The sequence below is a fragment of the Kolteria novifilia genome (assembly GCA_007748055.1).
Taxonomy (GTDB): domain Bacteria; phylum Planctomycetota; class Planctomycetia; order Kolteriales; family Kolteriaceae; genus Kolteria; species Kolteria novifilia.
Genome location: CP036279.1, coordinates 1,794,525 through 1,815,472, shown reverse-complemented (window position 1 = coordinate 1,815,472; position 20,948 = coordinate 1,794,525). Strand labels below are relative to the sequence as shown.

The following is a 20,948-nucleotide window of genomic DNA, read 5'->3' as shown; positions in this document are numbered from 1 at the left end:
GCGTAAAGACGTTCCTAGAGGTTGCGGCGGAAGAGATCGACGGCGAGCATCATCCCGAGTTGCCCGACGGCGGGATCGTAGCGAGCCCCCTCGTCGCGCATGAAGGCATGGGCACAGTTGAACTCGTGCCAGGTGAAGTTCACCGCCGCGTTGTCGAGGGCCTCGTGGATCGTGCGGCGACCCTGCAGAGGGACGTGCGGGTCTTGACGGCCGAAGATCATCATCAGCTCGCCGCGAATATCACCGACCCGTGCGAGCGAGTCGTCGTTGTGTCCCTCGCCGAGGGTCCCGGTGTGGATGTCGGTGGGGTAGAAACAACACGCCGCCCGAACCTCGGGGAGAAAGGCCGCTCGAAACGCGAGGTGGCCGCCGATGCAAAAGCCGACCGCGCCGACGTGGCCGTTGCACTTGGGATGCTTGGGAAGCGCGTCGACGACGACCTTGGCATCGTTGTCGAAGGTCGAGAGCTTGGTGATCTGCTTGTAGCGGTTCCCCTTCTCTTTGTCGACATCGTCGTACTGGAGAACCGTTCCGGGCGGCTCGTGCTCGTGATAGATCTCCGGCACCGCCACGACGAAGCCGTGACTGGCGAACTGCACCGCCAGCCGAGCGATCGGGGGCGTGAGCTGAAAGATCTCCGAGTAGAGAACCAGCCCGGGGAATGTGCGGCGGTCGCTCTCGTCTCCCGGCATGTAGAAGGTCGTCCGCATCGGCCCCGTCGGGGTCTCGAGGTCGATGACGTCTTCGCGCACGATCATGGGTTCGCCCTATTCCAAGAGAGGATCCGTGCGGTCAGGATACGAAGGCCGCGGGGGAAACGAAGCGGCTCACGAGGCGTGCCCGCTCTTCGGATCGCGTCCGTCGATGGGTTTCGGGTGCCGCACGCCGCCCGTCAGCCAGTAAGAACCGCTTGGTCGTGCACCCGCCTGATTGGCGGAGATGCCAAGGGGTTCGGAACAATTCCCACGACTCTACGTCGAGGCCAGCGGCGCGACCAGCTCGCTCACGAATCCCGCGACCGAGGTGACACCCTCGGCATCGCCGGGAGCGACGTTGGCGACCTGGCGAACGATGGCGCTACCGACGATCACCCCATCGGCGATCCCACCAACATGGGCGACTTGATCGGGGCTGCTGATGCCGAAGCCGATACAGATCGGCAAGTCGGTGTGCGAGCGTAGGGTCTCGATGCGCTGCGCGAGGTCTTCGGGAAGTTGGGCTCGCTCGCCGGTGATGCCCGCCACGGAGAGGACGTAGACGAACCCCGAGGCGTGCTCGAGGATTCGCTTGGCCCGCTCCAGCGGCGTCGTGGGCGCGATGAGCTGCACGATGGCGAAATCGTTCTCCTTGCCGAAGCGCCAGACCTCTTCGGCCTCCTCGACGGGAAGGTCGGGGATAATTGCGCCGTCACCGCCGGCTTGTTGGATGCGGGAGAGAAAGGTCGTCCCGCCGTTGCGATGGACCAGACTGTAGGAGACCATCCCGACAATCGGGGCCTCGGTCGACGCCCGCAGCGTCGAGATCGTCTCGAGGACGTCGTCGATGTGCAGATCGCGATTGAGTGCCCGGGTGTACGCCGCCTGAATCGTCGCCCCATCGGCGATCGGATCGCTGTAGGGGAATCCGATCTCGAGCAGGACGGGAACGCCCTTGCTCTCGCAGGTCTCGATGACGTTCTTGGCGATGCTGGTCGCGGTGGGAACGTCGGGATCGCCCGCCGCGAGGAAGGGAACGAAGACCGCCTGTCCGTCACGTCGGGTCTCGGCGAATAGGGCCGCAATGCGTTTCATCAGTGCTCACTCTCATCGTCGATCGACTCGCCGAGAAGACGAGCGACTTCGAAACAGTCCTTGTCGCCGCGACCAGAGAAGTTGACGACCACAATCTCGTCAGCGGAACGCTCCGCGGCGATCTTCCCCGCCTGGGCGAGGGCATGCGATGTCTCCAGGGCCGGGATGATCCCCTCAAGCCGACTGCAAAGCTGGAAGGCTTCGAGGGCCTCGGCGTCGCCGGCGCGGACGTAGCTCGCCCTGCCCGCGTCCTTCCAGAAGCTGTGCTCGGGACCGACCCCGGGATAGTCGAGCCCCGCGGAGATCGAATGGACCGGCGAGGTTTGCCCATCGGAGTCGGCCAGGACGTAGCTGTAGCTGCCGTGCAGGACGCCGGGAGTTCCCTCCGAGAGGGTCGACGCATGCTCGCCCATGGAGCTGCCGCTGCCTCCCGCCTCGACGCCGACCAGCTCGACACGCTCATCGTCGACGAAGGGAGCGAAGATCCCGGCGGCATTGCTCCCGCCACCGACGCATGCGACGACGACGTCCGGGAGCCGACCGTTCTGGTCGAGGCACTGCTGCCGAGCCTCCTTGCCGATGACGGCCTGGAAGTCGCGAACGATCAAGGGAAAAGGATGCGGTCCCATGACGCTGCCAATGATGTAGTGAGTCGTTTCGACGCTCGCCATCCAGTCGCGCATCGCGTCGTTGATCGCGTCGCGGAGGGTACACGATCCACTCTCGACGCTGACGACGCGGGCACCGAGCTGGCGCATCTTGAAGACGTTGAGCTTCTGGCGACGAATGTCCTCGGAGCCCATGTAGACGTCGCACTCGAGTCCGAAAAGGGCCGCGGCGGTGGCGCTGGCGACGCCGTGCTGTCCGGCCCCGGTCTCGGCGATGATGCGCGGCTTGCCCATCCGCTTGGTCAGAAGCGCCTGGCCGAGGGTGTTGTTGATTTTGTGGGCGCCGGTGTGATTGAGATCCTCGCGTTTGAAGAAGACCCGGGCTCCCCCGAAATGTTCGGTGAATCGCTCGGCGAAGTAGAGTGGATTCGGACGTCCGGCGTAGCTTTGAAGGTAGTACGCGAAGGTCCGCTGGAACTCTTCGTCCTCCCGAGCCTCGGCGTACGCCCGCTCGAGCTGATCGAGGGCGTGCATCAAGGTCTCGGGAACATAGCGTCCGCCGTAGGGGCCGAAGCGGCCCGAGGCATCCGGCACGTGACTTAACGACGTCTCAACGGCCATGGTTGTCGCGATTCCTTTGCTCGTGGCACCGATTCCGCAAGCCTCTTTGGGAATTCCTCCACTCCACCGTTGTCGGAGGAGTCAGGGGTAGGGAGGTCATGAGGAGTCGCTGGCGTTTCCCGGGGAGCAGTAACACGCAAGTGTAGAAATACTCGTTTCCTCGGTCAAATCAGGCGGACAAGCCCCAGGAGGCAGGAGAGCGAGACGAGCGCCGAGGTTCGCTTACCGAAACGGCATCGAGTCCCTAAGATTCGATCGACTCGTCCCGAAGAATGCTCGGGATGTCCCTGGCACCGTGGAGGACGCGAAGGACCTCAATCCCGTCTTCGATCCGCCGGTAGACGATGACGTACTTTCCAACAACGGCCTGACGCATATCCCCGGGGAGGTCATCGCCGAGCATGTCGCAACCAGTACCGATCAACGCAGAGTTTGCTAGTTGGTCGAGAGCGGCTTCGATGCGATCGAGAAACCGAAAGGCCGAACGATGGCATTCACGAGCGATCTATTCGCCAATTCTGACCAGGTCGGATCGTGATTGCCGAGTTCGACTTACTCTTGGCATCTACGATGCATCTTGTTGCGCAATGCGCCGACGGAGTTCTTCTCGAATCCCCTCCATGTCGAGTTCGTCGACGCGGCCGGCGTCGACATCTGCTTGAGCTTCTTTGATCTTGGCGACGAAAGACTCCATCGTCGGCTCGGGATAGGGTAGACTTTCGATTCCTGCCTCAACGGCCTCCTCGGGCGAGGCATAGGCTCCCCGGGCGATGAGCTCCTTGATCTTTTGCTCGACGTGCGGTGAAATCTCGATCTGCATGAGCGTCCCTTCCTGCTCGGGCGACTACCCCAAGTTTACCACGAGCCAAGGCCACCACCACTCCAGCAGCCGCAACCTCCTTGCGCAAAAGAACTTAACGCAACCCTCACGCCGACACTCTTGGAGCGTCTACTCGACGAATCTGGAATTGGGGACGCGTTGACAAGCCGCAAACAAGAATCGAGAACTCCGATTTCAGTGCCCCCGAAAGTGGTCGATCTCCGCCAGGTGATCTCTTGACCGTTTCTCGCAGGTGCGATACGAGCGTCACGTCCAGCAATCCGGTCACGGAGTGAGACTCGGGTGATGGACGGTCTTTTCGGGTCGAGTCGGTTCGTTCGGCATCGTCGCTGAAGAGTGACCTGACTTGACACCCCCAAGGATGGCCCCATGGCACCGACCAATGTTCCGATGCTCGATCTCAAGGCCCAGTACGTCGAGATTGCCGATGAAATCCGCGACGTGATCGAGCGTGTCGTTGAATCGCAAATGTTCATTCTCGGACCCGAAGTTGCCGCCCTCGAGGAGGAAGTCGCCGAGTACTGTCAGTCGGAATACTGCATTGGCGTCTCGTCCGGCTCCGACGCGCTGATCGCCACCCTGATGGCGATGGACATCGGCCAGGGCGACGAAGTGATCACCAGCCCCTACACCTTCTTCGCGACCGGTGGCGCGATCTCCCGCGTCGGCGCCACCCCGGTCTTCGTCGACATCGAGCCCGAGTCGTACAACATCGACCCGGCCCGCGTCGCCGACGCGCTGACGCGTCGAACGCGGGCGATCATGCCGGTCCACCTCTATGGTCAGTGTGCCGACATGGATCCGATCAACGACATCGCCGAGCAGTTCGGCCTGGCGGTGATCGAGGACGCCTGCCAAGCGATCGGCGCCGAGTACGAAGGAAAGCGGACCGGCTCGCTGGGGACCGCGGGCTGCTTCTCGTTCTTCCCGTCGAAGAACCTCGGTGGCTTCGGCGACGGCGGCGCCATCACGACCGACGATCCCGAACTGGCCGAGAAGATCCGCGTCCTTCGCATGCACGGGCAGACATCCGAGTACCAGCATCGCTACGTCGGCGGTAACTTCCGTCTCGACGCGCTGCAGGCGGCGATCCTTCGCGTCAAGCTCCGCCACCTCGACAAGTGGAGCTCGCTTCGCAACGAAAACGCACGGCACTACACCCAACTCTTCACCGAAAGCGGTCTCACCTCGAAGGTGACCCTTCCCGCGACGGTTCGAAGCAATCACGTCTTCAATCAGTACGTTATCCGCGTTTCAGAACGCGACGCGGTACAAGCTCACTTGGGCGAGATGGGAATCGGGACGAAAGTCTACTACCACACGCCGCTGCATCAGCAGGCCTGTTTCCGCGGACTGGGCTACCTCGATGGAGAACTTCCCGAGTCGGAACGGGCGGCGGCCGAAACCTTGGCCTTGCCGATCTACCCGGAAATGCCGGCGGAACACCGGGAGCGGATTGTTGGCAGCATCGCGAACTACTTCGAGCAGTCCGGTTCCTCGACCGTTCGCAAAGCGGCGTAGTACCTTGTCAGGCAATAGCCTGACCTACGCCTTGAAGCAAAGCGGCGCGGTGGCTTGTCAGGCAATAGCCTGACCTACGCCTTGAAGTTCCCCTCTCCCGTTGGGAGAGGCATTCTCATGTTCCCCTCTCCCGCTGGGAGAGGCATTCTCATGTTCCCCTCTCCCGTTGGGAGAGGGGTTAGGGGTGAGGGGGCTTCTTCTCACAAGAATCCGCTGTTCTGCCGAGATGCTCATCCCCGCGCCCGGCCTCGCGACGGCTCAGAGATCCCGTCCGTCGCGAGCAGTCTTGGCGAGCTCGATCTTCACCTTGATGATCTGACGATCCTTCCCGCCACGCTCGATGGTCAACGTCACCGACTCGCCCGGACGACGACCGTGGAGCATCCGCTCGACATCATCATGACAGTCGACATCCTTGCCATCGATCTCGTGGAGAATGTCTCCGCAATGCCACTGCCCATCCTCGCTGGTGCGCTCGTTCAACCCGAGGATGCCCGATCGTTGGGCCGGTGAGTTGGCGAAGACTCGCTTGATCACGATGCCGTCGTCGATGCCGCGTTGCCGGGCGTACTCGACGGGATCGAGCACCATGCCGAGGTCGACGCGGTCCCCTTCCGCCTTGTTGATGATCTGAGGCACCGCCCGATTGACGATGTCGGAGGGCACCGCGAAGCCGATGTTTTGGGCGTCGCCTTGAATCTTCGTGTTGAGCCCGATCATGCGGCCGGCACTGTCGAGAAGCGGTCCACCGGAGTTGCCGGGGTTGATCGCCGCGTCGGTCTGGATGATCCCGTGAATCAGGTGCCCCGACATCGACGTGATGGTTCGGCCCAGCGCGCTGACGATTCCCGACGTGAAGGTGTGCCCCAATCCAAGCGGGTTGCCGATGACGTAGACCGATTGCCCCACCTTCAAATCCGACGATTCCCCGAGCGGGATCGGTTTCAGCACTGACGCGGGAGCATCGATTTTGAGCACCGCGATGTCGTCGTCCTGGTCGACCCCGACGATCGATGCGTGGTAGCGTTTGCCGTCGAGCAACTCGACTTCGCAGAAGCCGTTGCCGTTGAGCGTTTTGTAGATGACGTGAAAGTTGGTGACGATGTGGCCCTCTTTGTCCCAAACCAAGCCACTTCCCGTCCCCTCGGCGACGTAGGTGTACTCGCGTCGGTAGGCCTGCTGGTATCCCTTCTGCCGGGCGAGAGTCGTCACGTAGACCACGCTGGGCGAGACGTCCTCGAAGATTCGGACCGCCATCCGTTCGTTCTCGGCCATGGGGCCGCGCAGTTCCACCGCCCGCGGTTGGGAGACGCCCCCGGAAAACCAGCTCGCGGCCCCTCCGAAGAGTGTCTCGCGATTGAAGTAGCCCAACACCAGCAGGGTCAACGCGATCAAGCCAAAACGCAACGTACGATCGGCGTGGTGGTGCCAGGATGCTCCAGGTTCGTTCATGTCGAGATAGTCCCTCTCTTCGTAACGCTTGCGAGTTTGGCGATGGTGGATCGTTAGTAATCCCCCAGTTTAACCAATTTCCCGCCAATCTCGCCAACGCTTCTTCGACGGTTCAATGTTGGATAGTTCACGCCAGCGCCCCAATACACCGGCGACGATGACGCCAAGTCCCGTTCACATACGATGCCCCTCAAAAGGCGAAGAGCAAGCAGATCCCGGCTGCCGATGGCTTCTTCGCCTCGCCCCCAACCCAAAGGGAGTCGCGGCATGACTAGTCAAAACGTCCTGGACATCGAGATCACCCGCCAGCGACTCGCCGACGCGGGCATCGACGGCTGGCTCTTTCGCGACTTTCGGGGAACCGACACGATCGGCAACAGCCTCTTGGGACTCGCCAAGGATGGCCACCGAACCAGACAGTTCTTCTACTACATCCCGGCCCAAGGGGAGCCGGTGAAGATCGTTCACCGCATCGAGCCGCGCGCCCTCGAACCACTTCCCGGCCAGACGCGAACCTTCTCGCGCTGGCAAGAGCTCGATGCCGTCCTCGGCGAGGTCCTCGGCGGCGCCCAACGGATCGCGATGCAGTACTCACCCCTCGGCGCCATTCCCTACATCAGCCGAATTGACGCCGGCACCGTGGAACGCGTCCGCTCGCTCGGGGTCGAGATCGTCTCCTCCGCGGACCTGGTTCAAGAGTTTCAAGCCACACTCAACGAACGGCAGTGGCATCTTCATCGAACGGCCGCGGACAAGCTTCACCGCTTGATCAATCTCGTCTTCTCGGAGATAAGCCATCGCTTGGACAAGGGGCACCGAACGACCGAGTACGACATCCAACGGTTCATGCTGGAATACTACCGGCAAGAGGGGCTCGTTTCCGACTACCCACCGATTGTCGCGGTCGGGGCCAACTCCTCCGACCCGCACTACATGCCGAGCGAGAAGCATCACGCGGAGATCGTGCCCGATCGGGTCGTCCAGATCGACACGTGGGCCAAGTGCAACAAGGACGACGGCATCTACGCCGATATCTCCTGGGTCGGCTACACCGGCGCGAAGGTCCCCGCGGAAGTCGCCCAAGTCTTCGCAACGATCGCCAAGGCCCGCGACGCGGGGGTCGATGCCATCAAGACCGCTCGCTCCAAGGGCGAAACCCTTCGCGGCTGCGACGTCGACGACGTCTGTCGCGGCATCATCGAGGAGGCTGGCCACGGCGAGCATTTCGTCCACCGCACCGGCCACTCCCTCTACGACGTCCCACACGGCAACGGGGCCAACATCGATAACTACGAGACGCACGACGATCGTCTCTTGAGACCCCGGTGCCTCTTCACGATCGAGCCGGGGATCTACATCCCCGAACAGTTCGGTCTTCGGACGGAAATCAACGTCTATCTCCCCGACGAAGGCGATCCGATCGTGACCGGCTCGGGGGCCCAGCCCGAGGTCGCCCTCCTCGGGTAGCAGTGAGAAGGGGAGGTCGGTCCTATGATTTAGTGTTCGTTCACTCGAGTAGCCTTTCGGACGTCCACTTCGTCTCCGCATGCCCACGTGAACGTAGCCATGGCACCCGGCGCGAAGAGTTCGAGTTTGCCGGCTACTCCCTTTTTGACGGTTGTGCTGGCTGGGGTCGTCGACCTTGAGGTTCCTACCGGCACGGGAGGCCGATATCCGGCAACATCGGAGAAACCGCGAAGGTTCCCGATCAAGTCGCCTCGGGGTCATCCCGATGAAGGAGACTGATAGCCCATCGGATCACTCGCATGGAGGCGAAAGGAACGCGATGAGGTTTCCTCTTCGACCAATCGTCATGACCGCCGTCACCTGCTTCTGGCTGGCCGCGAGCGCCACGTATGCTGGCGAGCGCGCCCCGGGACGCTACCAGGAGGCGGATGCCCCCATCCTGCTTCCACCACCCTCTGGGCCGTTGACTCCCGCGAAATACGTCCCGCGGTCGATTCCCAAGGCGGAGGCCGAGCAACTCTCCGTGCCGGAAACGACGCCGAAGGTGAAGCCCCCGCGGTCGCTCGCCGAGCACGTGCTTCACTCGATCGGCCAGGAATCGTTGCTGCGGGAACCGGAACCGGCCTACGAGGACGACAGTCATCTGACGCAAACCTCGGCGACGACTCACGTCGAGTCCGACTACGCGTGCGAGACGTGCCCCGATGGGGGATGCCCGCTCTATTATCGTCGGCGCCCGCGAGCCCTCAAGCAGAAGGTCCGCCGTCGCATCAAGCTCGACAATCGCCTCAACGAGCCGTCGTGGTATCGCACCTATCGCTGCGAGTACTACGGACACTACCCGACGCAGTGGAAGGCGTGGCCGCCGGGCTGGCTCCAGTGCCGTTACCCGCATCCCGGGCCGCATCCCTACGACATGAAGCCGCCGATGGTGCCCACCTCCGCATCAACGCCGGCTCCCTCGAGACACGACGCGGCGGGCGTCTATGACGAGGCCCCCGTCGAGCTTCGCCCAGCAATCGGCCTGACGTTGCCCGAGCCGATGCTTCGTTAGCTCTCGCCAGGTGAGCCAACGCGCGTCCTACTCTTCGTAGGCCTGACACGCACGACGATCGGCACTCATCGTAGGGCACAGGACCAACCGACTTGCTCTCCCAGTCAGTGAGTAAGTCAGTGAGTAAGTGGGTGAGCCAGTCAGCGAGCGAGCCTCCTTCTGGTTCCCCTCTCCCCGTGGGAGAGGGGTTAGGGGTGAGGGGGTTCGTCCTCCAACGATCCGCTTCATTTCCCAACACTTTTCGTCCCCTCACCCGTCTCGCTTCGCTCGCCGACCTCTCCCACAGGGAGAGGTCAGGAAGAGCCGCCGCTTTGAAATCGCCCAACCCGTAGGTCAGGCGATGGCCTGACACGCATACCGGCGACACCACCCACTTCGAATTCCTCCGTCGACCAGCTCCACGATTCCCGACTCGCCGACGCCTCGAGTGCAGGACAATCGAATGTCCTGGTCCGTTCGAGACATGCGGAAAGCAAGTCTTATTCCTTCCCGTTTGCCGACGCCTTGTGCCCCCCGTAGAATCGCCCCCACGCGGTCATCGGCCCTGTCAACGGGCGCGGAAGTCGGCCGTGTCCATGAACGCGGAAGTTCGCCGCGTCAAAGGGGAACCGGATCTCACGGAGTTAGCAGGTGGCGTCCAAACGGAATCTCGTGGTGGCCCAAAGTGGTGGGCCCTCTCCAGTCATCAACAATAGCCTTCGCGGAATCGTCGAGACGGCGCGCGAGATGTCCGAGATTGGGACGGTCTACGGCGGCTGGCACGGCATCGAAGGCATTCTCAAGGAAGAACTCCTCGATCTCTCGGCCCAGTGTCCCGAGGAAATCGCCCTGCTGCGGGTCACTCCCGCGGCCGGCTCGATCGGCACCTGCCGCTACAAGCTCCGCGCCGAGCAGGAAGAGGATTTCAAGCGCGCCATCGAGGTCTTCAAGGCCCACGACGTCGGCTACTTCTTCTACATCGGCGGCAACGACTCGATGGACACCGCCAACAAAGTCGCCCAACTCGCGGCCAAGGAAGGGCTCGATTTGGTCGCCGTCGGCGTGCCGAAGACCATTGACAACGACGTCGGAGACAGCGAATTCAAGCTCATCGACCACACGCCCGGCTACGGCTCGGTCGCGAAGTTCTGGACCCACATGATCCAGAACGCCAACGAGGAAAACGGCGGCAGTAGCCCCGCCGACCCGGTGCTGGTGATGCAGGCGATGGGCCGCAAAATCGGCTTCATCCCCGCCGCCGCCCGGCTCGCCGACCCGAACCGGGAGATGCCGCTCGAGATCATTCTGGCCGAAAGCGATCTGACCTTTGACGATGTCGCCGACGCGGTCAACGATCGGCTCAAGAAGGACGGCCGCTGTCTCGTCGTCGTCAGCGAGGGATTCAACGTCGGCTCGCTCGGCGAGCGGAAGGACTCCTTCGGTCACACGATGTTCAGTGCCTCGCAGACCACTGTCGCCCAAGTCGTGGTCAACGCCCTCAACGAGAAGGGGTTGGCCACCCGTGGCTCGGCTCGTGGCAACGTCCCGGGTACCGACCAGCGTCATGCGATGGTCTACGCCTCGACGGTCGACCTCGAGGAAGCTTACCGAGTCGGTCAGAAGGCGGTCGAACTGGCCGCGGCCGGTGAGAGTGGCTACATGGCGACCATCCTGCGTCAGCCCGGCGACATTTACAACGTCTACTACGACAAAGTTCCGCTCGAGAAGGTCGCCAACTCCGAGCGTACCTTCAGCAAGGATTGGATCCTGCCCGGCGGCCGGGATGTCAGCGACGACTTCGTCCGCTATGCCCGTCCACTGATCGGCGACGACATGGTCTCGATTCCGATGGTGGATGGCCGGCAACGCCTGGCTCGACTGAAGCCGATCTTCGCCGAGCAGAAGCTTCCCAAGTACGAACTCCAAGCTCTTCGCAAGTAAGGCCGTTGATGATCGATTTTGAACCGAAGCACGAGTTTCTCGTCGGCATTGATTCGGATGGCTGTGCCTTCGACACGATGGAAGTGAAGCACAAGGAGTGCTTCATCCCGAACATCATCCGCTATTACGACTTGGCGTCGGTGAGCAAGTACGCTCGCGAGGCCGCCGAGTTCGTCAATCTCTACTCGAAGTGGCGCGGGATCAATCGCTTCCCCGCCCTCTTGATGGCGTTCGATCTTCTCCGCGAGCGTCCGGAAGTGCAGCGCCGCGGCGTCAAGGTTCCGACCCTCCCCAAGGTTCTCGAATGGACCGAGAAGGAGACGAAGCTCGGCAACCCCGCCCTGAAGAAGGCGGTCGACGAATCGGGCGATCCCGAACTCAAGCATTGCTTGGAGTGGTCCGAGGCGGTCAATCAGACCGTCGGCGATGTCGTCCACCACGTCCCTCCCTTCCCGAACGTGAAGGAATGCTTGGAGCGTCTGGCGGAAGTCGCGGACATCCTCGTCGTCTCCGCCACACCCAATGAGGCGCTCGAGCGGGAGTGGACCGAGCACGGGCTCGACAAATACATCCAGCGGATCTGCGGCCAAGAGGCCGGCACGAAGAAGGAGACGCTGGAGCTGGCCAAGAAGTATCCCAAGGGCAACGCCATCATGTTGGGCGACGCCCCCGGCGATGCCAAAGCCGCCGAGGCCAACAACGTCCTGTTCTTCCCGATACTGCCGGGACAGGAAGAGGAGAGTTGGCAGCGGTTCCATCTCGAAGGAATTAGCCGTTTCCTCGACGGTTCCTACGCGGGTGGATACGAAGAGAAGCTGTTCGCCGAATTTGATGCTTGCCTACCGGATTCACCTCCTTGGAACTGAAAGGTCCAGCCATGGCTGATTGTGATATCGGACTCATCGGTCTTGCCGTGATGGGGCAAAACCTCGTTCTCAACATGGCCGACCACGGGTTCAACGTGGCGGTCTTTAACCGCACGACGAGCAAGGTCGACGAGTTCGTCAACGGCTCGGCCAAGGGCAAGTCGATCACCGGCTGCCACACGGTCGAGGACTTCGTCAAGAACCTCAAGCGGCCACGTCGCGCGATGATCATGGTCAAGGCCGGACCGGCTGTCGACGCGGTCATCAACGAACTCGTTCCTCTTCTCGAAGAGGGCGACATCATCATCGACGGCGGCAACTCCTACTACATGGACACCGAGCGTCGCCTCAAGGAACTCGGCGAGAAGGGCCTCCTCTTCAGCGGTACCGGCGTCTCCGGTGGCGAAGAGGGCGCTCGCTTCGGACCGAGCATGATGCCCGGCGGCGCCCCCGACGCGTGGCCGCACCTCAAGCCGATCCTGCAGTCGATCGCCGCGAAGGTCGGACCGAATAACGATATCCCGTGCTGCGACTGGATCGGCCAGGGTGGTTCCGGCCACTACGTCAAGATGGTCCACAACGGCATCGAATACGGCGACATGCAGCTCATCTGCGAGGCCTACAGCCTGCTCAAGCACGCCGCCGGCCTGACCAACGACGAGTTGCACGACGTCTTCGAGGAGTGGAACACCGGCGACCTCGATAGCTTCCTCATCGAGATCACCCGCGATATCTTCACCGTCAAGGACCCCGACACCGGCAACGACCTGGTCGACATGGTCCTCGACAAGGCCGGGCAGAAAGGTACCGGCAAGTGGACGAGCCAATTGGCGCTCGACCTCGGCGTGCCGACCACCCTCGTCACCGAGGCGGTCTTCGCCCGTTGCCTCTCCTCGCAGAAAGACGCTCGCGTCCGCGCCAGCAAGATCCTCAAGGGACCGGAAGGCGCCATTGAGGAGTTCCGCAAGGGACTCGATCGCAAGAAGTTCATCGAGGAGGTGCGCCACGCCCTCTACGCCTCGAAGGTCGTCAGCTACGCCCAAGGCTTCGTCCAGCTTGAAGCGGCCGCCGCCGAGCATGGCTGGGAGTTGAAGTACGGCGACATCGCGATGCTGTGGCGGGGTGGCTGTATCATTCGGGCCAAGTTCCTCCAGCGCATCAAGGACGCGTTCGATCGCGAGCCGCAGCTCGAGAATCTCTTGCTCGATCCGTACTTCCACGACGTCGTCGAGTCGCACCAAGCGGCTTGGCGTGACGTGGTCGCGACGGCCGCCAAGCTCGGTGTTCCGGTGCCGGCCTTCAGCACCGCGCTGGCCTACTACGACGGCTACCGCAGCGCCACGTTGCCCGCCAACCTCTTGCAATCGCAGCGTGACTACTTCGGGGCTCACACCTACGAGCGCACGGACAAGGAAGGAACCTTCCACTCCGATTGGCTCCGGATGCGTCGCGAACCGAAAGCGTAAGTGGCGGCGGTCATCGAGACCGCGAACCGCCCAAACTTTCCGAAGTCGGGTGCCATGCCCACGCTTTCCGGCGTGGGCATGCTACTTTGCGGGCATCGCATCTGGGCAACACCGTCGCCTGAGCCCCGACAGCGGATCGTCGACCAGCGACGTGCTCGGACGTCTTCCGGTGGTGGGTCACAGGCCCACGCCGTTGAACTTGAGGGTAGCCCAGGTTGCTCCGCTACCTGGGCGTGCGAAGCACGCAAGAGGTCTCCGGGAAGATCTCCGTGCCACAAGGTCGCCTGAGCCCCGACAGCGGATCGTCGACCAGCGAACTGCTCGGACGTCTTTCGGGTGGTGGGTCACTGGCCCACGCCGTTGAACTTGAGGGTAGCCCAGGTTGCTCCGCTACCTGGGCGTGCGAAGCACGCAAGAGGTCTCCGGGAAGATCTCCGTGCCACAAAGTCGCCTGAGCCCCGACAGCGGATCGTCGACCAGCGACGTGCTCGGACGTCTTCCGGTGGTGGGTCACAGGCCCACGCTACTGACTAATTTCCGTCGATCTCGAACCGCGAGGCTGGGGCGACGATCGTCCAAACCTGTGTTTCCTTTCCTTGACTGTGCGAACAATGGGGAGTCGTGCGTTGTCCGACTATTTGAACGAGCTGTTCGGCCTGAAGGACCAAGTCGCCGTGGTGATCGGCGGCACAGGAGTGCTCTGCGGCCGGATGGCGCACGCGCTGGCCGGGGCCGGAGCATTTGTCGTCGTTGCTGGCCGAAACGGGGAGAAAGGCAAGGAGCGGGTCGAGGCGATCGAGGCCGAAGGGGGCAAGGCCACCTTCCTCGCCGTCGACGCGTCGAGCCGCGAGTCGATCGCCAAGCTTTGCGAATCGGTCGAGTCGGCCCACGGCCCCGTCGACATCCTGATCAACGGCGCGGGCGTCAACAGCGCGACCCCGTACTTCGAGATCCCCGACGACGAGTGGGACAAGATCCTAGGCACCAATCTGCGGGCCCTTCACCAGGCTTGTCAGATCTTCGGCGAGAAGATGACCGCTCGCGGCAAAGGGAGCATCATCAACGTCGGCTCGGTGACGACCGATCGGCCCCTGTCGAAGGTCTTCGCGTACGCCGCGAGCAAGGCGGCAGTGCTGAACTATAGTCAGAATGTCGCGCGCGAATTCGGCTCCAAGGGCGTGCGGGTCAACTGTGTTTCCCCGGGGTTCTTTCCGGCCGAACAAAACCGGAAGATCCTCAGCCCCGAACGGGTCGCGAAGATCCTCGAACGGACCCCGATGGGACGGTTCGGCGAACCGCACGAACTCGATGGAGCGGTCTTGCTCCTGGCGTCCGACAAGGCCGGAGCATTCGTCAACGGCGCGAACATCTTCGTTGACGGCGGCTTCACCGCGATGTCGATCTAGCCGGGTCGCGCCGGGTCGACGGAGCTATTCGTTCCGGGGTCGATCTTTCGTATAACATGCGGTTTGGGGAAAGTCTCTTGACTTGCCCCCGCGAATGCGAGATTCTCTTCGCTTCGATGCCGAAGTAGCTCAGTGGTAGAGCACAGCTTTCGTAAAGCTGGGGTCGTGGGTTCGAATCCCACCTTCGGCTCTCTTCTCCCCCATCACCATCATCGAACCGCCGCGACCACCCCCCATTCCAGGCCACTCCACCACGTGAAGTCGGGATGGTGGGTCAAGACCCATCCTACTTACATCCAAGGGATCTCTCTTGCTCACCCTTGTCGAGCCAGGGGCGCCAAGCCAACCCGGCGGGCCTTGGCTTGGGAGTTGGAGGGGTCCCCGAGCGATGCGCCGAAGGCGACCGCTACTTCTTCGGCATCATCCAGAGGTTGCGATACTCAACCGGGTTGCCGTGATCTTGCAACATCACGCCGCCGGGCTGGTCCATCTTGTTGTCGGCCGCACCATTGGTTGTCTTGGTCAACTCGACGTCCTCGTGGATCACCACGCCGTTGTGACGAACCGTGATCTTCCCCGGCGCCACCATTTTGCCGCCTTCGAACTTCGGAGCCTCGAAGTCGACGTCATAGGTCTGCCACTCGCCGGGCGGGTAGCTGGCATTCACCTTGGGAACCGACACCTTATAGATCCCGCCCGCCTCGTTGTCGCGCGGCGGCTGGCCGAAGCTGTCGAGCACCTGCACTTCGTAGCGGCCCTGGAAGTAGACGCCACTGTTTCCCCTGGCCTGTCCCCGACTCTCGGGCATGAAGGGCGTCTTGAACTCGATATGGTAGTGGCCGTCGCCGAGAGGCTGCTTGCTCTGGACACTACCCGACTTGGGAACGACCTGCATCGCGCCGTCGACCACCTTCCAGCCGGCCGGAGCGTTCTTGCTTCTCGCCTTCTTCCAAGCATTGAGACTCTTTCCATCAAAGAGGACAATCGCGCCTTCCGGAGCCTTCTTGCCCGCGGTCGGCGACTTGAGCTTCTCACGGGTCAACGCGAAGGTCCCCTTCTCCTCGGGTGCGTCGAAACTCCCGGTGAAACTCCCCTCGGAGATCGTTCCGGAGACCTTAACCGGCTCGCCCTTCATCTCGCTGCTGCCGGTGACCGTCACCGCCGAACCTTTCGTCTCGACCTCGAAGGAGATCGGTGCCTCGTGAACGTCGCCCTTGGGATCGGTGACATGGACGATCCCGCCGTACTTGTTGCCGCCGAGCGCGGCGATCTTCGCGACGACCTTCGACTGATGACCATTCCCCGCGACCGTCGTGGTTCCCTTCCATTGCCCTTGAATCTCGTCGGATTCCAACGCGGCCAGCGGGGCGAGGGCGATCACCCCCGTGAGCAAGATGGCGTTCATTCTCTTTTCGGCTCCTCGACTTCGCTCGATACGATGTTTCAGCGTGTTTGCCCGATTGACGCGACGGACCAGGCTTTTCGCTCTTGGTTGGTGCCCCACATCGTAGCGAAGGATCGGCGACGATGAAACCATTGACCCAGTCGATGTGGAGCGGCTCACTACAATTGGCTGTTCGGCGAGGGAATGGCCCCAGCGAGGAGCCCCATGCAGCTCTACCATGACGACTATTTGGTCGGCGTCCGACTCTTTAATCGCGGCGATTGGTTCGAAAGCCACGACGCGTGGGAGGAACTCTGGCACAACACGGCGGGTGGCGACCGGGACTTTTACCAGGGGCTCATTCAAGTCGCGGTCGGCCTTTGCCACCTCTACAACGGCAATGACGAGGGTGCCCGCCGGATGTATTCGCGTGCCACCGGCTACTTGCAACGATTTCTACCACACCACCAAGGGCTCGACCTCGACCAGTTCCTCGTGACCCTGGAACGCTGTTTCGCTCCGGTCCTCGAGGACGATGCGAGCGAGCGAAGGCCTTGGGACGACGCTCTGGTCCCGGTCATCGAACTCGATCCGGCCCCGACGCGTTGGCCGGAGATCCCGACAACTTTTGACGAGGGGTCGCCGGCGTGAGCGATCGTAGCGACCAATTTCCCGGTATCGAGACCGTTCGACTCTTCCCCCTGCCCAATGTCGTGCTTTTGCCTAACGGGCTCTTGCCGCTGCAGATCTTCGAACCGCGCTACAAGCAGATGATGGAGGACGTGCTCGCCGACGACCGGCGGATGGCGATAGTGCTGATCAAGGAACCGGGTCCCCCCGAGCCGACCCCGATTCACCCGGTCGCTTGCGTCGGGGAGGTCTTCAACGAGCGGCGGCTGCCCGACGGCCGTTTTCTCTTCGTGCTCCGCGGCCAAGCACGGGTCCGGATCGACCACGAGATCGAGACTGAGCGACTCTACCGGACCGCGAAGGTCGATGTCCTCGAGGACGAACTCCTCCCCCAAGGCGACATGGGGCGCAAGCTCTTCCAGGCCGAGATCCTCCGTTGCTTGCGGATTCTTCTGGCCAATGATGACGACGCCGACGCGTTCATGGGCTTTCTCTCCCAAGAATGCCGCCCTGGGCCCTTCAGCGACATCGTCGCCTACACCGCCCGGCTCTCGCCCGCCACGAAACAGCGACTGCTCGAAACCACGAGCGTCGACGATCGGCTCCAGCAGCTCCAAGAGCATCTGCAAGAGGTCACCCAAGGCGCCGATGACGCCGATCCCAACGATCCCCGTCACTTCAGCAAGAACTGAGTTCGCCCTCCCCCTCGAATGAAGAAGAAATCAACCTCCGAGGAGACAGCAAGCTCGGCGGAGAAGGCCTACCGACAGCATTCACCCCAACCACCACATCGCCGACGCCCGGAGAGGGAATTTAACCACAGAGGACACAGAGAGCGCGGAGGAAGAGTTCAAACGTCAACTGATGACAGCACTCCCCCCGACCACCCATTCATCTTGACCGAGAGCGCCCAGACACCCTCTCCCCCCCCCTCCGCGCTCTCCGCGGCCTCTGTGGTTCCCTTCTTCCTTCTTCCCTCTTCCCTCTTCCCTCTTCCCCTCTTCCCTTCTCCCCTTCATCCTTCCTCCTGCTCCCCGGCTCCGATCCCCCCGGCGCCGGGAATTGAAGCTTCTGCCAGGGGCGGGGCAAACCTCTATCATGACCTGTCTGGTGCAACGCATGCTTTCATGGCTCCGCCATGGGAAGCACTTCGTGCCGCCAGGGTAGACGCGAACGGCGTCTTCTCGGGGGCCGAGGGTTCATCCGAAGAGGATTTCATGGCGAATATCAACGGGTCGATCGCGGACGAACACGACGCGACCCCTTCCGAAGAGGACCTTCCCGACACCAAAGTCGATCACGATCGGCTGCGAAAGGCCATTCGCGAGATCTTGATCGCGGTGGGCGAAGACCCCGATCGCGAGGGATTGCTCGAGACCCCCGACCGGGTCGCGCGGATGTATCAGGAGATGTTCCGTGGCCTGCACGCCAATCCCGCGGTCCATCTCAAGCGGGTCTTCACGCAGAAGTACGATGAGATCGTGCTGGTGCGCGACATCTCTTTCGAGAGCGTTTGCGAGCACCATTTGCTGCCGTTTTTCGGCCGTGCTCACATTGGCTATCTTCCCAACGGGAAGGTCGTGGGACTCAGCAAGCTGGCTCGCGTCGTGGAAGAAGTCACCCACCGTCCCCAAATTCAGGAAGGAATTACTGAAACGCTCGCGGATCTGATCATGCAGGAATTGGAGCCGCGGGGGGTCGGGGTCGTGGTCGAGGCAGAGCACACCTGCATGACGATTCGCGGGGTTCGCAAGCGAGGAAGCTGCTGCATCACCAGCGCGATGCGAGGGATCTTCAAGCACAATCCGACGACGCGGGCCGAATTCATGGCCTTGCTCGGAGCGGAAAATTCCTCAAGCTAACGAGACAGGAGCGCGGCGTGCCCCGAGTTCGGAACCTCCACGAGGTGCGAATCGGCCCCAGCGGTAATGAGGTTGAGCCGCTGGGAGACAAGGACTACACTACGCTGTTTGCGGGTCGCGGGAGCAGTACCGGCGGAGCCGCGGAGAGGATCGCCTTACTCCAAGGGATTACCGGCGAATGAGTTACGACCCGACGAACCCCCTCATTGTCCAAAGCGATCGAACAATTTTGGTGGAGGTGGACAATGAGAAGTACCAGGCCGCTCGCGATGCGCTCGCCCCATTCGCGGAACTGGAAAAGAGCCCGGAACACATCCACACCTACCGATTAACCGATCTCTCGCTGTGGAACGCGGCCGCGGCCGGCATGACCGCCCAAGAGATGATCGAGGTCCTCGATCAGAACAGCAAGTTCCCACTCCCCGCGAATATCGGGGCCGACATCGAGGATCGCGTCAGCCGCTACGGACGTCTCCAACTCGTTCGGGTCAACAAACAACTGCGGCTGATCTGCCCCGATCGTCCGCTCCTGGAAGAACTCTCGCGTCAGAAGACGGTGAGCAAGTACCTCGGCGAGCCGCTCGGTGAGGCCGCCTACGTCGTCAACGAAGCCCATCGCGGCGTGCTCAAGCAGTCGCTGATCGGTTGCGGCTACCCCGCCGAAGACCTCGCCGGCTACGCGGAGGGGACCAACCTCAAGATCGCCGCCCGGGAGATCACCCGAGCGGGCGTGCCCTTCAACGTCCGCGACTACCAACAGGACGCCGCCGATGTCTTCCATGCCGGCGGCGACGTCCGCGGCGGCAGCGGCGTCATCGTTTTGCCCTGCGGCGCCGGCAAGACCATTGTCGGCATCGCCGCGATCACCCGGCTGCAAAAGTCGACGCTCGTCTTGACCACCAGCATCACGTCGGTCAAGCAGTGGTATCGCGAGATCATCGATAAGACCGACATCGAACCCGACGCCGTCGGCGAGTTCACCGGCGAGGAAAAGAAAGTCCGTCCGATCACCATCGCGACGTACCAGATCGTCACCTATCGCCCCAACAAGGACGAGGACTTTCCGCACTTTTCGATCTTCGGCGAACGGGACTGGGGACTAATCATCTACGACGAGGTTCACCTCCTGCCCGCTCCGGTCTTCCGGGTCACGGCCGACATCCAAGCCCGTCGACGGCTCGGCCTGACCGCGACCCTGGTGCGCGAGGATGGTCGCGAATCGGACGTCTTCACCCTGATCGGTCCGAAGAAATACGACGTGCCTTGGCGGGCTCTCGAACAGAAAGGGTGGATCGCGGAGGCTAACTGCACCGAGATTCGTTGCTCGCTCCCCGAGCAGAACCGGATGGAATACGCCGTCGCCCCCTGGCGGCAAAAGTTCCGGCTCGCCAGCGAGAACCCGGTCAAGGCTGACCTGTGCGAGGAGATCATCGAGCGCTATCCCAACGCGCGGATCTTACTGATCGGCCAGTATTTGCAACAGTTACGCGATCTGGCTAAACGCTTCGACATTCCGCTGATCACGGGGCAGACGAGCCAGTCCGATCGCGAAGCGCTCTACGAGCAGTTTCGCTCGGGTCGGATCAAGCAGCTTGTCCTCTCGAAGGTGGGCAACTTCGCGCTCGACTTGCCGGACGCCAACGTCCTGGTGCAAGTGTCGGGAACGTTCGGGTCGCGCCAGGAGGAAGCTCAACGATTGGGGCGCATCTTGCGACCGAAGGCCGATCGCCAGAGTGCCCACTTCTACACGCTGGTCACCCGCGATACCAAGGAGCTCGACTTCGCCCACCATCGGCAGCTCTTCCTGACCGAACAGGGATACAGCTACGAGATCTTGGACGAGACCAACTTCTTCGACGACGAGGAAGAAAACGGCGACGACCAAGAGAACTCTTCGGACGCGGAGGACTCGGTCGATTCGGTCGCGAGTACCAGCGGCAAGAATTGAGCGCCACGCGTTCGGGAGCCGGTCCGCGTCACGGTCGATGGATGCGGCGTGTCGTCGACCGCGGAATCGTGGTCAACGTCGATTCCCTAGCGCGTTTGGGAACCGGAACAGA

The 20,948-nt window shown here is 62.2% G+C and carries 18 protein-coding genes and 1 tRNA gene; 12 read left to right on the top strand and 7 right to left on the bottom strand.

What is annotated here, in order from left to right; translation table 11 throughout:
- Positions 1-14 precede the first annotated feature (14 nt).
- From Pan216_RS06690 to Pan216_RS06670, 5 genes are all read right to left on the bottom strand, one after another.
- On the bottom strand, positions 15-758 hold the full coding sequence (locus Pan216_RS06690; protein ID WP_145256577.1) for a dienelactone hydrolase family protein: 744 nt from the start codon (positions 756-758) through the stop codon (positions 15-17).
- 213 nt (positions 759-971) lie between these two features.
- A complete protein-coding gene (gene trpA, locus Pan216_RS06685) occupies positions 972-1,790 on the bottom strand; it encodes a tryptophan synthase subunit alpha (protein WP_145256574.1) in 819 nt (272 codons plus the stop codon).
- On the bottom strand, positions 1,790-3,031 hold the full coding sequence (gene trpB / locus Pan216_RS06680; RefSeq protein WP_419193656.1) for a tryptophan synthase subunit beta: 1,242 nt from the start codon (positions 3,029-3,031) through the stop codon (positions 1,790-1,792). The genes trpA and trpB overlap by 1 nt, the downstream gene beginning before the upstream one ends.
- 232 nt (positions 3,032-3,263) lie before the next feature.
- Complete coding sequence (locus Pan216_RS06675) at positions 3,264-3,524, bottom strand: type II toxin-antitoxin system RelE/ParE family toxin (RefSeq protein WP_145256568.1); 261 nt, start codon at positions 3,522-3,524, stop codon at positions 3,264-3,266.
- Between the two features lie 60 nt (positions 3,525-3,584).
- A complete protein-coding gene (locus Pan216_RS06670) occupies positions 3,585-3,839 on the bottom strand; it encodes a hypothetical protein (protein ID WP_145256565.1) in 255 nt (84 codons plus the stop codon).
- Between the two features lie 390 nt (positions 3,840-4,229).
- Between Pan216_RS06670 and Pan216_RS06665 the strand changes: the two genes are divergently transcribed.
- Positions 4,230-5,381: a DegT/DnrJ/EryC1/StrS family aminotransferase gene (locus Pan216_RS06665; protein ID WP_145256561.1), complete on the top strand. Its 1,152-nt coding sequence runs from the start codon at positions 4,230-4,232 to the stop codon at positions 5,379-5,381.
- A 258-nt stretch (positions 5,382-5,639) separates the two neighbouring features.
- Here the strand turns inward: Pan216_RS06665 and Pan216_RS06660 are convergent, their stop codons facing one another.
- Positions 5,640-6,833 (bottom strand): S1C family serine protease, encoded by a 1,194-nt coding sequence (locus Pan216_RS06660; RefSeq protein ID WP_145256558.1) that lies wholly within the window; start codon positions 6,831-6,833, stop codon positions 5,640-5,642.
- A gap of 267 nt (positions 6,834-7,100) precedes the next feature.
- On the opposite strand from Pan216_RS06660, the gene Pan216_RS06655 reads away from it, so the two are divergent.
- From Pan216_RS06655 to Pan216_RS06625, 7 genes are all read left to right on the top strand, one after another.
- Positions 7,101-8,300, top strand: coding sequence for a M24 family metallopeptidase (locus Pan216_RS06655; protein ID WP_419193339.1), 1,200 nt, complete (start codon positions 7,101-7,103; stop codon positions 8,298-8,300).
- 319 nt (positions 8,301-8,619) lie between these two features.
- Positions 8,620-9,354, top strand: coding sequence for a hypothetical protein (locus Pan216_RS06650; protein WP_145256552.1), 735 nt, complete (start codon positions 8,620-8,622; stop codon positions 9,352-9,354).
- Positions 9,355-9,984: 630 nt separating this feature from the next.
- The gene (locus Pan216_RS06645; RefSeq protein ID WP_145256549.1) at positions 9,985-11,274 is read left to right on the top strand and encodes a diphosphate--fructose-6-phosphate 1-phosphotransferase; all 1,290 of its coding nucleotides are present in this window, start codon (positions 9,985-9,987) and stop codon (positions 11,272-11,274) included.
- An 8-nt stretch (positions 11,275-11,282) separates the two neighbouring features.
- Complete coding sequence (locus Pan216_RS06640) at positions 11,283-12,140, top strand: HAD family hydrolase (RefSeq protein WP_145256546.1); 858 nt, start codon at positions 11,283-11,285, stop codon at positions 12,138-12,140.
- Between the two features lie 11 nt (positions 12,141-12,151).
- Positions 12,152-13,606 carry a decarboxylating NADP(+)-dependent phosphogluconate dehydrogenase gene (gene gnd, locus Pan216_RS06635; protein WP_145256543.1) on the top strand — a complete coding sequence of 485 codons (1,455 nt, stop codon included), beginning with the start codon at positions 12,152-12,154 and terminating at the stop codon, positions 13,604-13,606.
- Positions 13,607-14,232: 626 nt separating this feature from the next.
- On the top strand, positions 14,233-15,012 hold the full coding sequence (locus Pan216_RS06630; RefSeq protein WP_419193338.1) for an SDR family oxidoreductase: 780 nt from the start codon (positions 14,233-14,235) through the stop codon (positions 15,010-15,012).
- Positions 15,013-15,130: 118 nt separating this feature from the next.
- Positions 15,131-15,202: transfer RNA gene (locus Pan216_RS06625), tRNA-Thr, on the top strand.
- A gap of 216 nt (positions 15,203-15,418) precedes the next feature.
- Here Pan216_RS06625 and Pan216_RS06620 read toward each other — a convergent pair.
- The gene (locus tag Pan216_RS06620) at positions 15,419-16,417 is read right to left on the bottom strand and encodes a 3-keto-disaccharide hydrolase (protein WP_419193337.1); all 999 of its coding nucleotides are present in this window, start codon (positions 16,415-16,417) and stop codon (positions 15,419-15,421) included.
- Between the two features lie 204 nt (positions 16,418-16,621).
- On the opposite strand from Pan216_RS06620, the gene Pan216_RS06615 reads away from it, so the two are divergent.
- From Pan216_RS06615 to Pan216_RS06600, 4 genes are all read left to right on the top strand, one after another.
- Complete coding sequence (locus Pan216_RS06615; RefSeq protein ID WP_145256534.1) at positions 16,622-17,047, top strand: DUF309 domain-containing protein; 426 nt, start codon at positions 16,622-16,624, stop codon at positions 17,045-17,047.
- Positions 17,044-17,718 carry an LON peptidase substrate-binding domain-containing protein gene (locus tag Pan216_RS06610; protein WP_145256531.1) on the top strand — a complete coding sequence of 225 codons (675 nt, stop codon included), beginning with the start codon at positions 17,044-17,046 and terminating at the stop codon, positions 17,716-17,718. Before Pan216_RS06615 ends, Pan216_RS06610 begins: the two co-directional genes overlap by 4 nt.
- 525 nt (positions 17,719-18,243) lie before the next feature.
- The gene (gene folE, locus Pan216_RS06605) at positions 18,244-18,888 is read left to right on the top strand and encodes a GTP cyclohydrolase I FolE (protein WP_145256527.1); all 645 of its coding nucleotides are present in this window, start codon (positions 18,244-18,246) and stop codon (positions 18,886-18,888) included.
- A gap of 178 nt (positions 18,889-19,066) precedes the next feature.
- A complete protein-coding gene (locus Pan216_RS06600) occupies positions 19,067-20,836 on the top strand; it encodes a DNA repair helicase XPB (RefSeq protein ID WP_145256524.1) in 1,770 nt (589 codons plus the stop codon).
- Positions 20,837-20,948 lie beyond the last annotated feature (112 nt).

What these genes read in the sequence shown, in the direction of transcription:
- Pan216_RS06690 (WP_145256577.1), bottom strand. Translation starts at nt 758, where the DNA reads ATGATCGTGCGCGAAGACGTCATCGACCTCGAGACCCCGACGGGGCCG.
- trpA (WP_145256574.1), bottom strand. Translation starts at nt 1,790, where the DNA reads ATGAAACGCATTGCGGCCCTATTCGCCGAGACCCGACGTGACGGACAG.
- Pan216_RS06670 (WP_145256565.1), bottom strand. Translation starts at nt 3,839, where the DNA reads ATGCAGATCGAGATTTCACCGCACGTCGAGCAAAAGATCAAGGAGCTC.
- Pan216_RS06665 (WP_145256561.1), top strand. Translation starts at nt 4,230, where the DNA reads ATGGCACCGACCAATGTTCCGATGCTCGATCTCAAGGCCCAGTACGTC.
- Pan216_RS06660 (WP_145256558.1), bottom strand. Translation starts at nt 6,833, where the DNA reads ATGAACGAACCTGGAGCATCCTGGCACCACCACGCCGATCGTACGTTG.
- Pan216_RS06655 (WP_419193339.1), top strand. Translation starts at nt 7,101, where the DNA reads ATGACTAGTCAAAACGTCCTGGACATCGAGATCACCCGCCAGCGACTC.
- Pan216_RS06650 (WP_145256552.1), top strand. Translation starts at nt 8,620, where the DNA reads ATGAGGTTTCCTCTTCGACCAATCGTCATGACCGCCGTCACCTGCTTC.
- Pan216_RS06640 (WP_145256546.1), top strand. Translation starts at nt 11,283, where the DNA reads ATGATCGATTTTGAACCGAAGCACGAGTTTCTCGTCGGCATTGATTCG.
- gnd (WP_145256543.1), top strand. Translation starts at nt 12,152, where the DNA reads ATGGCTGATTGTGATATCGGACTCATCGGTCTTGCCGTGATGGGGCAA.
- Pan216_RS06620 (WP_419193337.1), bottom strand. Translation starts at nt 16,417, where the DNA reads ATGAACGCCATCTTGCTCACGGGGGTGATCGCCCTCGCCCCGCTGGCC.
- Pan216_RS06615 (WP_145256534.1), top strand. Translation starts at nt 16,622, where the DNA reads ATGCAGCTCTACCATGACGACTATTTGGTCGGCGTCCGACTCTTTAAT.
- folE (WP_145256527.1), top strand. Translation starts at nt 18,244, where the DNA reads ATGGCGAATATCAACGGGTCGATCGCGGACGAACACGACGCGACCCCT.
- Pan216_RS06600 (WP_145256524.1), top strand. Translation starts at nt 19,067, where the DNA reads ATGAGTTACGACCCGACGAACCCCCTCATTGTCCAAAGCGATCGAACA.